This window comes from Bradyrhizobium sp. WSM4874, assembly GCF_055811835.1.
Genome location: NZ_JBVVPR010000039.1, coordinates 64,895 through 76,465, shown reverse-complemented (window position 1 = coordinate 76,465; position 11,571 = coordinate 64,895). Strand labels below are relative to the sequence as shown.

At 64.4% G+C, this 11,571-nt stretch carries 11 protein-coding genes; 7 read left to right on the top strand and 4 right to left on the bottom strand.

Annotated elements, in window-relative coordinates:
- Window positions 1–85 precede the first annotated feature (85 nt).
- The 5 genes from glgA (at window position 86) to AC0L3P_RS30520 (ending at window position 5,927) form a co-directional block, all read left to right on the top strand.
- Entirely contained in the window at window positions 86–1,495 is a 1,410-nt protein-coding gene (gene glgA, locus AC0L3P_RS30540; protein ID WP_354204945.1) for a glycogen synthase GlgA, read from the top strand.
- A 74-nt stretch (window positions 1,496–1,569) separates the two neighbouring features.
- Window positions 1,570–1,827, top strand: coding sequence for a DUF3606 domain-containing protein (locus tag AC0L3P_RS30535; protein ID WP_354204943.1), 258 nt, complete (start codon window positions 1,570–1,572; stop codon window positions 1,825–1,827).
- A 43-nt stretch (window positions 1,828–1,870) separates the two neighbouring features.
- Window positions 1,871–4,108, top strand: coding sequence for a glycogen debranching protein GlgX (gene glgX, locus AC0L3P_RS30530; RefSeq protein ID WP_354204941.1), 2,238 nt, complete (start codon window positions 1,871–1,873; stop codon window positions 4,106–4,108).
- Between the two features lie 103 nt (window positions 4,109–4,211).
- Window positions 4,212–4,505, top strand: coding sequence for a hypothetical protein (locus AC0L3P_RS30525; RefSeq protein ID WP_354204939.1), 294 nt, complete (start codon window positions 4,212–4,214; stop codon window positions 4,503–4,505).
- Between the two features lie 150 nt (window positions 4,506–4,655).
- Window positions 4,656–5,927, top strand: a complete 1,272-nt coding sequence (locus AC0L3P_RS30520; protein ID WP_354204937.1) for a DUF892 family protein — start codon at window positions 4,656–4,658, stop codon at window positions 5,925–5,927.
- Window positions 5,928–5,930: 3 nt separating this feature from the next.
- Here AC0L3P_RS30520 and AC0L3P_RS30515 read toward each other — a convergent pair whose 3' ends face one another.
- Window positions 5,931–9,047 (bottom strand): DEAD/DEAH box helicase, encoded by a 3,117-nt coding sequence (locus tag AC0L3P_RS30515; RefSeq protein WP_473307688.1) that lies wholly within the window; start codon window positions 9,045–9,047, stop codon window positions 5,931–5,933.
- Here AC0L3P_RS30515 and AC0L3P_RS30510 point away from each other — a divergent pair.
- Window positions 9,046–9,261, top strand: coding sequence for a hypothetical protein (locus AC0L3P_RS30510; RefSeq protein ID WP_473307686.1), 216 nt, complete (start codon window positions 9,046–9,048; stop codon window positions 9,259–9,261). The genes AC0L3P_RS30515 and AC0L3P_RS30510 overlap by 2 nt on opposite strands.
- A 163-nt stretch (window positions 9,262–9,424) precedes the next feature.
- Here the strand turns inward: AC0L3P_RS30510 and AC0L3P_RS30505 are convergent, their stop codons facing one another.
- Window positions 9,425–9,685 (bottom strand): hypothetical protein, encoded by a 261-nt coding sequence (locus AC0L3P_RS30505; protein WP_007595982.1) that lies wholly within the window; start codon window positions 9,683–9,685, stop codon window positions 9,425–9,427.
- A gap of 121 nt (window positions 9,686–9,806) precedes the next feature.
- On the opposite strand from AC0L3P_RS30505, the gene AC0L3P_RS30500 reads away from it, so the two are divergent.
- The gene (locus AC0L3P_RS30500) at window positions 9,807–10,538 is read left to right on the top strand and encodes a DUF3750 domain-containing protein (protein ID WP_473307683.1); all 732 of its coding nucleotides are present in this window, start codon (window positions 9,807–9,809) and stop codon (window positions 10,536–10,538) included.
- A 253-nt stretch (window positions 10,539–10,791) separates the two neighbouring features.
- Here AC0L3P_RS30500 and AC0L3P_RS30495 read toward each other — a convergent pair whose 3' ends face one another.
- Both AC0L3P_RS30495 and AC0L3P_RS30490 read right to left on the bottom strand, forming a co-directional pair.
- Window positions 10,792–11,079 (bottom strand): DUF2934 domain-containing protein, encoded by a 288-nt coding sequence (locus AC0L3P_RS30495; protein WP_473307681.1) that lies wholly within the window; start codon window positions 11,077–11,079, stop codon window positions 10,792–10,794.
- Window positions 11,080–11,346: 267 nt separating this feature from the next.
- Complete coding sequence (locus AC0L3P_RS30490; RefSeq protein WP_354060061.1) at window positions 11,347–11,508, bottom strand: DUF2934 domain-containing protein; 162 nt, start codon at window positions 11,506–11,508, stop codon at window positions 11,347–11,349.
- Window positions 11,509–11,571: the final 63 nt, after the last annotated feature.

The following is an 11,571-nucleotide window of genomic DNA, read 5'->3' as shown; positions in this document are numbered from 1 at the left end:
TCTCCTTGGAACACTGAAGCTTCGCAACCTCAGCTTCCTCGGTTCAGACCAGATGGACAACCTCCTGAGAGACCACACCTAGCGCATGCGGATCCTTTTCGCGACGCCTGAAGTATCAGACTTCATTCAAGTGGGTGGACTCGCCGCCGTCTCGGCGGCTCTCCCGCGCGCCTTGCGCGATTTTGCCGACGTCCGCGTCATCATCCCCGGCTATCCGGCTGTCCTGCGCGGGTTACAAGACCTTACGACCGTCGGATGGTGCCAGCCATTCGCGGCCCTTCCGGCCTTCGCGATCGATCTCGGGCATACCGCCGACGGCATGACCTATTACGTCGTCCGGTGCCCGGCGCTGTACGAACGAGACGGCACCCCCTATGCCGATGGCCGCGGGGCCGATTGGGGCGACAACAATGTCCGGTTCGCGACCTTCTCTTATGCCGCAGCGCAGGTCGCGAGAGGATTGGTCGACAAGGATTGGGCCGCCGATCTCGTCCATGCCAATGACTGGCAATGTGCACTGATCCCCGGTTATCTGGAATGGCAGTACGCGCACATTCCAACTGTGTTCACGATCCACAATCTCGCCTATCAAGGCGTCTTCGACCGCAGCTCGCTCGCGCCGCTGGGCATTCCCGAGGCGAGCTTCAACATCGACGGCGTGGAATTCTACAATCGTCTGTCCTTCATCAAGGCCGGCCTGGTCTACGCTTCCCACCTGACGACCGTCAGCCAGACCTATGCCCGCGAGATCACCACCGCCGAGTTCGGCTGCGGTCTCGAAGGGCTGTTGCGGCAACGGGCCGATCGCAACCAGCTTTCCGGCATCTTGAACGGGATCGACGAGAGCTGGGATCCGCGCACCTGCCCCTCGCTGTTCCAGCCGTTCGGCGCCGGGGACTGGACCGAACGGTCGTTGAACGCCGACGACGTCAGGGAGCAGTTCGGACTGGCGGTCTCAAGAGGTCCCCTGTTCGCGCTCGTGGCGCGCCTGGTGCACCAGAAGGGCGTCGACCTCGTGATCGAGAGTGCGCAAGCGATCGTCGATGCGGGCGGCCAGATTGTCGTGACAGGCAAGGGCGAAACGCGGTTCGAGGAAGCGCTGCTGCAGGCGCAAGTGCGCGCGCCGCGCTCGATCGCCGTGAAGATCGGCTTCGACGACGCCGAGGCACGAAAGATCTTCGCCGGCAGCGACTTTACCCTGATGCCGTCGCGCTTCGAACCCTGCGGGCTGAGCCAGATGTACGCCCAGCGCTTCGGTTCGCTGCCAATCGGCCATCGTACCGGCGGCCTCGCCGAGACGATCGTGGATGGCGAAACGGGCTTCCTGTTCGACCGCGCGTCAGCCCCCGGCTTCCTTGGAAGCCTTTGCCGGGCCTTTTCCACCTTCGGCATGAAGGATCGCCTCGATCACATGCGGCGCGCGGCCATGGCACAGGCCTTCAGTTGGACCCAGTCGGCCAAATCGTACGCGGCGATCTACAAATCTTCGATCTAGACGCGCAACTGCAAGGCAAGCAGGGAACGGAATCACTTGGGGGGCGGTTGCAGCTCTACACAGGAGTTTTCGCCATGCGCCGCTCGAAGCCACAACCGATCCGCAACAAGCTCGACCTGGCCGACCGTACCCAGGTGCGCCTCGTCAGAAAGCGTCTCGGACTGTCCGACGCGGAGCTGACCAGCATCGTCGAGCGGACCGGCAACTCGATTGCGGCCATCAGCAAGGAGGCGGCGCTGCAAAGGGCAACCACGCTGCCCAAGCCGGACGATGTGCCTCCTGTCGCCGTGATCGCTTCGGCGAACGTCGGCGAGCAGGCGACGCGGAAGTGACGGCAACTGCACCAAATTCTTGAAGGGCTGTCCGGGGGGAACGATGGATCAACAAGTACATTCGGATGACGCCCTGACGCGAGCGGCCTCGAGCCTGCGCCGCTCCCGGATCAGCGAGGGCAAGCCGTTTCCGCTCGGCGCCACTTGGGACGGGCTCGGCGTCAATTTCGCGCTGTTTTCGGCCCATGCCACCAAGGTCGAGCTCTGCCTGTTCGACGACGACGGCGAGACCGAATTGGAGCGGATCGAACTCCCGGAATATACCGACGAAGTCTGGCATGGCTATTTGCCCGCCGCCCGTCCAGGCACCGTCTATGGCTACCGCGTTCACGGCCCGTACGAACCCGACGCGGGACACCGCTTCAATCCCAACAAGCTCGTGCTCGATCCCTACGCCAAGCAGCTGGTCGGCCGGTTGCGCTGGGGACCGGAGCTGTTCGGCTACCAGCTCGACCATGCCGACAAGGATCTCTCCTACGACGAACGCGACAGCGCGCCCTTGATGCAGAAATGCCGGGTCATCGACCCCGCCTTCACCTGGGGCGCCGCGCGCAAGCCGGAAGTGCCGTGGGAGCGGACGATCGTCTACGAGATGCACGTCAAGGGCTTTACCCAGCTGCATCCGCTGGTGCCGGACGCAGACCGCGGCACGTTCTCCGGTCTCGCGCACTCGGAGGTGCCGGCCTATTTGCGATCGCTCGGCATCACCAGTGCAGAACTGTTGCCGATCCATGCCTTCGTCGACGACAGCTACCTGGTCGAGAAAGGCCTGCGCAATTACTGGGGCTACAACTCCCTTGCCTTCTTCGCGCCGGAGCCGCGTTACCTCAAGACGCCGTTCGCGAACGAATTCAAAGCCATGGTCAACCAGTTCCACGCCCATGGCATCGAGGTCATCCTCGACGTCGTCTACAATCACACCGCGGAAGGAAACGAACTCGGCCCGACCCTGTCGTTCAAGGGCATCGACAACGCCAGCTATTACCGCCTGCTGCCGGACCAGCAGCGCTATTACATCAACGATACCGGTACCGGAAACACGGTGAACCTGTCACACCCGCGCGTGCTGCAACTGGTGGCGGATTCCCTGCGCTACTGGGCGACCGAGATGCGGGTTGATGGCTTCCGGTTCGACCTCGCCACCATTCTGGCACGCGAACCCTACGGGTTCGACGAGGGCGGCGGCTTCCTCGATGCCTGCCGCCAGGACCCCGTGCTCTCCAGCGTCAAGCTGATCGCCGAGCCCTGGGACATCGGTCCTGGCGGCTATCAGGTCGGTCAGTTTCCGCCGGGATGGGCGGAATGGAACGACAAGTTCAGGGACACCGTGCGCGCTTTCTGGAAGGGCGACGAAGGATCGATCGCGGACTTCGCCAAGCGCGTGTCTGGATCCGGCGATCTCTTTAACAAGCGCGGCCGCCGGCCGTGGGCCAGTGTCAACTTTGTCACCGCCCATGACGGTTTCAATCTCAATGATCTCGTTTCGTACAACGACAAGCACAACGAAGCCAATGGCGAGGACAATCGCGACGGTCACAGCAACAATCATTCCTGGAACTGCGGCGCCGAGGGACCGACGGACGATCCGGACATCATTGCGCTGCGCGAGCGCCAGAAGCGCAATTTGCTGGCAACCATGCTGTTGTCTCACGGCACGCCCATGCTGCTTGCCGGTGACGAATTCGGACACACCCAGCACGGCAATAACAACGCGTACGCCCAGGACAACGAGACCACATGGCTCGACTGGATGGGCATCACCGCGAACGGCCGCAGCCTGCGCGAATTCACGCGCAAGCTGATCGCGACGCGCAAGGCATTTCCGATTCTCTACCGCAGTCGGTTTCTGGTCGGCTCGCACAACGAAGAGCTGGACGTCAAGGACGTGACGTGGCTCGCGCCGTCCGGAGAGGAAATGACGACGGAGCAGTGGCAGGACGGCAACGCCAAATGTTTCGCTTTGCTGCTCGACGGCCGCGCCCAGGAGACCGGGATCAAGCGCCGCGGCTCGGACGCAACCATGCTGCTGATCTACAACGCCCATCACGACGTCGTCAATTTCACCTTGCCTGCCGTCGCCGAGGGACGCAGCTGGGTCGGGTTGATCGACACCAATCAACCGGAAGGGCAGATGCCCGCGTTCGACTTCGGGCACGTTTATGCGATGACCGGGCGATCCCTCGTGGTGTTCGGTCTCGCCACCGAGAGCATCGCCACGCGCCGTTTGCGACAGGGCCTCGGCGCGCTGCTGGACGTCGTGGAGGCGCCGTTGCCGGGATAGCTCGGCGTGACACGGTGCCGATGCTGTCGAGTTGATGACGACGGGGAACGCACGCAGGTTACCGGCGTTCGAGTAGATGGGGCATCAGTCGGAGAACACCGAGATGAAGTTCACAGGTGCCGTTATCCTCGCCGCTCTCGCGCTGCCTGGAGCAGCCTGGGCGCAGGCCAGCAAGCCTGACGTTTCGTCCGCGCCGAGTGCGCAGAATTCGGGTGCCGGCATTGCCGGACAGCCCGGCAACAAGAACGGACCGGCCGCCAAGCCCGGTGAAACCGTCGGATCGAGTTCGACGAATTCGACTGGCAACACCGCCGTGCAATCGCAGGACCCGTCGAATATTAAGGGCGCACCAGGCAACAAGAGTGGGCCGCCCGCCAAGCGTCCGGACCAGCGCTAAACGAACACGCTCGCCATCCTACCGCTCGACATCCAACGACCCGCGCCGGACATCACTGGCGCGGGTCGTATCAATAGGAACGAACGCTGCAGCCGCCCGTTCGGGACTCACCTTCTTTCCACGCCCCCTCCAGCACCCGAGAGTCCCTCCATGTATCACCACGTCAAGAAGTTGATGTTCACCGTTCGCGTCGACGAGCCGGATCCCCGCTTCGGCAACATGCTGCTGGAGCAGTTCGGCGGCGCCAATGGCGAGCTCGCCGCCGCGATGCAGTACTCGATCCAAGGGTTGAACTGCGAGGATCCCGATCGCAAGGACCTGCTGATGGACATCGGCACCGAAGAGCTCAGCCATCTGGAAGTGGTCGGCACGCTGGCGCGGATGCATCTCAAGCCGTCGAAGTTCGACCGCCAGGCGGCCGAAGCCGATCCCCTCATCGCCATCGCCGGCGGCGGCGGGGTCAATCTCTTCAACTCCCAGGGCAATGCCTGGACCGCCGACTATCTGAAGATCACCGGCGAGCTCGACGTCGATCTGCGCAGCAACATCGCCGCAGAGGCACGGGCCAAGATCGTCTACGAGCGGCTGATCAATTTCTGCGACGACGCCGGCAGCAAGGACGCGCTGCAGTTCCTGATGACGCGCGAGATCACGCACATGAAGGCGTTCGCGCTCGCGCTCGAGAGCATGGGCAAGCCGGCTTTCAGCATCGGCCGCATCGCGCCGACGCCCGGCCTCGTCGACCAGTTCTTCAACGATTCCACCGGCGCCGGCGATCATGGCGAGATCGACACGCGCGGCCCCTGGAACGAGGGCGGCGACTGGGTCTTCACGGAGTCGCCGGCGATCCAGGCGGGCGAGCCGGGTCCGGCCACAGCCATCGTCACCGAGAGCTCGCCACCGGCGGACGAAGCGGGTCTCGGCGATCTGCTCATCAATGAGCTGCGCGATATCCTGCATGCCGAGAAGCAATTGACCAAAGCGCTTCCCAAGATGGCGGAGGCCGCTCGCTTCGACCAGTTGCGCGAGCTGTTCGAGCAGCACCTCGCAGAGACCGAAGCGCAGGTCGAGCGCATCAACGAGTGCTTCGAAATGCTCGGCAAATCCGCCCGCGCCAAGCCCTGCAAGGGCATGATGGGCCTCGTCGAGGAGGGCCAGGAGATCATGGCCGAGGGCGAGGACAAGGAGGACGCGGCGGCCGACCTTGCTCTGATCGGCGCGGCGCAGCGCGTCGAGCACTACGAGATCGCCGGCTACACCACGGCACGCAACCTCGCCCAGCAACTTCGCCACAGTGCCGTCGTCGCCCTGCTGTCGAAATCGCTCGCCGAGGAGGAGAACGCCGATCAGCTCCTCAACCAAGTGGCCCGCTCGCTGATGTCGGTGGCGAAAATGCCCGCGGCAGTCGAGCAGACCGAATGATCCTCAGGCGTCGAGGAGTTCGAGGAATTCCTCGACGCGCCTGAACGGGTCCTGATCACGGCGACCGGCGTAGACGACGCGGTCGCCGTCGCGTTGTAGCGATCGGCCTTCCGACTTTCCCCTGGATTTCCGCAGCCGCCCCGGCAGGAACGTCGCGGCGACGGCCTCCGGCCCGACATCGAGCCTGACGATGCCGCGCCGCTTGCAATCGATCCGGAGCCTGGCGGATGCGAAGAAGTCGCGGGCCTCCGGCGGCAGCCTGCCGAACCGGCGCGAGATCTCCTCTTCCAGATCTTCCAGATCGTCGTCGCTTCGGCACCTGGCAGCGCGGCCATAGATCTCGAGCCGGACCGCCTCCGATTGCACGTAGCCTTCAGGCAGCATGTCGGCCAACGGCATATTGAGATCGGGCACCCACAGATCGGCGCCGGTATCGCTGTCACGCTCGGACGCCCGCTTCAGCAGGTGACTGTAGAGCACCGGTCCGAACACCTGGACGTGGCCGGACTGCTGTTCCGAGAACAGATCGCCGGCGCCCCTGAGGTCGAGGTCGCGCTCGCTGATCGCAAAGCCGGCACCCGGCTTGCTGAACTCCTCCAGCACGGCCAGCCGCTTCTCGGACTGCTCCGAGGTCGATTCCGTCAGAAGATGAGCAAACGCGCGCGTGCCGCCGCGTCCCACCCGCCCTCTGAGCTGATGCAGCTGCGCAAGTCCGAATTTTTCGGGCCAGCACACCACGATGGTGTTCGCGCGCGGAATATCCAGACCGCTTTCCACGATATTGGTCGCCAGCAGCACATCCGCTTCGCCATCGACGAAACTCATCATGCGGTCGTCGATCTCGTCCACGGGCAATCTGCCGTGAAGACAGACGATGCGCAGCTCCGGTGCCACCGATTGCACACGGGCCAACATCGGCTCCAGATCCTGGATGCGCGGGCAGATCAGGAAGCTCTGACCGTGCCGCCTGCGCTCGCGAAGCAGCGCCGCGGCGATGGCAGCGTCGGACAGCGGCGCGATCCTGGTCACGATGGGAAGGCGATGAACCGGCGGCGAGGCAATCACGCTGAGATCCCTGAAGCCGGCAAGTCCCGCCGCGAGCGTGCGCGGAATCGGCGTGGCGCTCATCCACAGCGAATGGGCGCCCTTGGCGAGGCCTGAAAGCTTCGCCTTCTCCGCCGCGCCGAAATGCTGCTCTTCGTCGATGATGACGAGGCCGAGGTCAGCGAACTTCACGTCCTTTGCCGCAAGCGCCTGCGTGCCGACCACGACTTTCAGCGTGCCGCGCCGCAGCCCCTCCTTGGTCTCTCGCGTCTCCGGGCCTGAACTGGCCCGCGACAGACTTCCCACCTCGATCCCGAGGGGGCCGAACCGTTTGCGGAAGGTTTCGACATGCTGCCGCGACAGCACCGTGGTCGGCGCCGCGATCGCCACCTGCTTGCCCGACAGCGCCACTGCGGCCGCCGCCCGCAGCGCGACCTCGGTCTTGCCGAAGCCGACGTCACCGCAGATCACCCTGTCCATAGGATGGCCCGCCGCAAGATCGTCGAGGACGTCTTGAATCGCCTGGCCCTGGTCCACTGTCGTGAAATAGGGGAACCGCGCGACGAATTTTTCGTAAGCCGGCCCCGGCGGCACCAGTTTGGGTGCACGACGGCGGAGGCGCTGGCTGATGTGTTTGGCGAGTGCCTTGGCGGCGACCTGGATTTCGGCTTCCGCCTCGGTGCGCCGCGCCCACCAGCTGCTGCCGTCCGCCTTGTCCAGCGTCAGCTTGCCGGGTTCGCCGGCATAGGGCCAGATCACGGCAAGATCGGACGGCGGTACGAGCACGGCATTGTCCCCCGCGAATTTGAGCCTGATCATCTCGCGTCGCGATCCCTTGCCCATGTCGAGGGTCTGTAAGCCATCGAGCACGGCTAGCCCGCGTTGCAGATGGACGATGGCGGCGCCCTTTTCGGGCACATCAGGATGATCGAACGCCGGGTTCCAGGCTCGCGCCATCGGCTGGGGATGATGGGCCCGGCTGCCGAGCACGTCGGACGCGGTCACGACGACAAGCGGCTTGCGGCCGGCGCCAATGAACCCCGCGTCGAAATCGGCCAGCAGCGCGCCTTCGCGGCTCCGTGCCTTCGCCACCTCGCTCCAATCGGCCAGGCGCTCCGCCTTGATGCCGCTCATGCGCTCCATCGCGCGAAGGTCATCCTCGACGGCGGCGACGAACAGCAGCCGCGATCCGCCGCGCTGCATGTCGTCGACGAAGGCGCGAAGCGCCTTGCGCGGCGATGCCAGCTTCGAGAACTCAGGCGTCGAGATGAAGGCGGCCTTGCGCGGCAGCACGCTGATGCGCCTCTTCAGCTGCTTCCAGTCCGCCTGCCCCAGATACTCGCGCTCCGCATCCCTGCGGCCGGCGGCGTCCTCGATCGTGCCCAGCCACCTCTCGGCGTGTGTCGATACCCCCGCATCCGCGATCCATCGCGCGCGGCTGCAATAATCAGGCAGCGTCGCCCGCTGTCCGCGCGTAGCTCCCAGCGCGATCCGCTCGGACATGGGATCGATGATCAATTCGGAGGTCTCGTAGACGACCTCGTGCTCGATCGGATCGACCGCGACGATCTTGCGGATCGTGTCCCCGGAATGCTCGATCCGGAAGGGCGCAAGCGCGCCGGCGGGAAACACTTCGAACGTCTTGCCGTGGAACAGGACGCCGCCCGGATACTCCGCCTCTTCGTCGAGATCGTAGCCGAGAGCTTCCAGCCGCGTCTCCAGCTCGGGCCCGGAATAGGGCGCGCCCACCTTCAGCGTGAGGCTGGACCGCGACCAGCTCGCCGGCAGCGTCAGCCGTTCCATGATGGCTTCCGCGGTGGAGACCAGGAAGACGGGCTTCTTTGCCTTGGCGAGACGCCGCAGCACCGAGCTGCGCCGGCCCGCGATCTCGCGGGATGGCTCGAGGCCGTCGAAGGGCAGCGTGTTCAGGCGCGGAAACACCAGCACATCGACCGAGGGATCGAGGGCGTGGATCACACCGCCCAGTCGCTCCGCCCTGCTCTCGTCGTCGCAGAGGAAGACGAGGCCGTCGCGGCCGGACTTCTCCCACTGCTCGAGCAGATGCAGCGCCAGCATGCCGAGCGGCGATGAGGAGGCGACCGCGGAGCGCGAGGCGCTCTTGTCCGCGCGCTTGCTTGTCGAGCTGGTACTTTTCGAACTCTTGCTTTTCGCGCTCTTGCTTATCGAGCCTACGCTTTTCGAGCTCTTGCTTTTTGTCTTTATCGCGCCGGTCGTGGCCCGGGCTTTCCTGGTGGGCGCCAATGTGTATCCAACTTTGTTTCGCAAATAGAGGCGAGCGACGACGAGCCCTCCCGTCGAGCTCCGTCGATAACGCGCCTCGGGCCTGAGCGCCCAATGACGTCATTACAATTTTGCAATTGCGTTGAAAAGCAGAGACAGAGGGCGAAGGCAAGCGGCCTTAACGGGCAGAAGGCTGCCGGGCAGCAAGCTGTTTATTGCAGGACCTTCGGCAGCACCACGACCACGTCCACGCTCTGCGCGAGGATGTGCGTTGCGACCACGGCGAGCTGGTGCGAGAACTCGTCCTCGATCTCGGCCGCGCAGTCTTCGTCGCTGGCAATGGCAAACAGCAGATTGCCGTCGATTTCGTCGAACCGGATGCCGGCGAACAGGCGATCGAAAATCTCGGCGCCCGCGATGTACGCGATTCGCGCCTGGATGGCCTGGTCCTCGACGAGCGACAACTTCCTCATGGACGCAACATATGGCCGCACCACCCGAATGCAAGAGCAGGAGAGCGCTGGCGCGGCGTGCCTTGCGAACTATATTGGTGGCATCGTCCCGCCTGACCGCCGTTTGCCCTTGAGGAAATCCTTGATTCTGTTCCTGCTGCTGATCTTCCTGCCGATCGCCGTGTCGGCCGGCCGCTATTATTTGCGCGGCGACGGCCGCGGCAACTGGCAGACAGCGGATCGCTCCAGCGCCGGCCTGCTGCCGCCGGCATCCGCCAATCCGGACGCGCTGATCCGCGTGTTCGCCGCGCGCACGGTGCGCTGGCGCAGTATCTTTGCTGTCCACACCTGGATCGTCGTCAAGGAGAAGGGCGCCGCGACCTATAGCCGATACGACTACACGGCCTGGGGCGACCCTGTTCGCAGCAACGGCTTTGCGCCCGACGGCCGCTGGTTCGGCGCCCTCCCGGAAACGGTCGTCGCCGTCGACGGCGCGCGGGCCGAAGCGCTGATTCCGAAGATCCGTGCCGTCATCGAGAACTACAAGTTCCGCACCTATGGCGACTACAGCGCCTGGCCGGGACCGAATTCCAACACCTTCGTGCAGGCGGCGCTGGACGCCGTTCCCGAGCTGCGCGCTGTGCTGCCGCCGACCGCCATCGGCAAGGACTTTCCCTACAGCGGACGCTGGGCCGGCATCACGGCGTCCGGCACCGGGCTCTACGCCTCGCTGTCGGGCTATCTCGGCATGACCGTCGGCTGGGTCGAAGGGGTCGAGATCAATTTCCTCGGCGCGGTGCTCGGCCTCGACATCCGCCGCCCCGCGCTGAAGCTTCCAGGCATAGGCCGCCTGGGCGTCGCGGCCGGCGCGTAGGACGATGACGGAGCAGGTCTATCAAAGTCGCTGCCCTCCCAAGCTTCCCGACATCGTCCTTCCAATGTGTGCTTCAGGTCACAGCAGAATCCAGCGCCTTGGCCTAGAATGAACTTGCATGGCCGCAAACAAGGTAACGGCGGTACGCACGAGGCTGGAGAGGCGACCAACAGCTACGGACTTTTGAAACCGCCAGGGTGAAGAACTCGGCGGTTTTTTCTTTGTGTATCGTTTCGTCCTATCGCTTCGCTTTCTATTGTTCGTCTGAGGGATCCGAGAGCCTCCGCTGATCGCGCTCTTCTTCGATCTGCCGTTCCGCTTCGACCCAGAACTCCACGTCCCGATCGGCCGGACGACCGGCTTGCTCCCAGAGCTCGTACGCACGCGCTCGCACCTTGCCGCGCCGCATCATGCGAAGGAGCTTTTGCTTCAGCTCCTCGGCGAACGTCCTGAATCGCTGGACAGTGGTTTCGTCTTTGACAAGGGCTGCCGCTCGCGTTGCGAGTTCGATCTGGTGCTCTATCTTTTGCCGCTCGTCCACCGCAAACCCCGCCGTAGGCACGGGCCTGCGTCGCAGCCCGTGCTGCTCACAACCTCAATTCCTGCTGGAAGACTCTGTTCCGCCTTCAATGCCACGTCGTGTCCGCTTCGACGATCACCGCCCTTGTTTCGGGATCTTCCGTCGCGTTGCAGGTGCAGGGCATGCCCTCACCGCACCGGCAGCCACCCAATTGGTCGCTCCAGGCCCGGAGCGGATGGTTTTCGCAGACCCATCCCAGACCGCGGCAGAATGGGCAGCTCTTGTTGGTCACAGCGTATCCGGCGTCCGCATGGGGTTCGACTTGTCCTCGTTGCGCAACTCCTGCTCGGCCGCGTGCCAGAACTCTTGCTCGCGGCCTTCCGGTTTGCCCGCCTGTTCCCATAAGCGGTGCGCGCGTTCTCTGATGTCGTGATCGGTCGGCTCCGGCATTGCATCTCCTGTGAAGAGACACGGCCCCACCCTGGGGGGTATGGGGGCTTGGAGGCGGGGCCG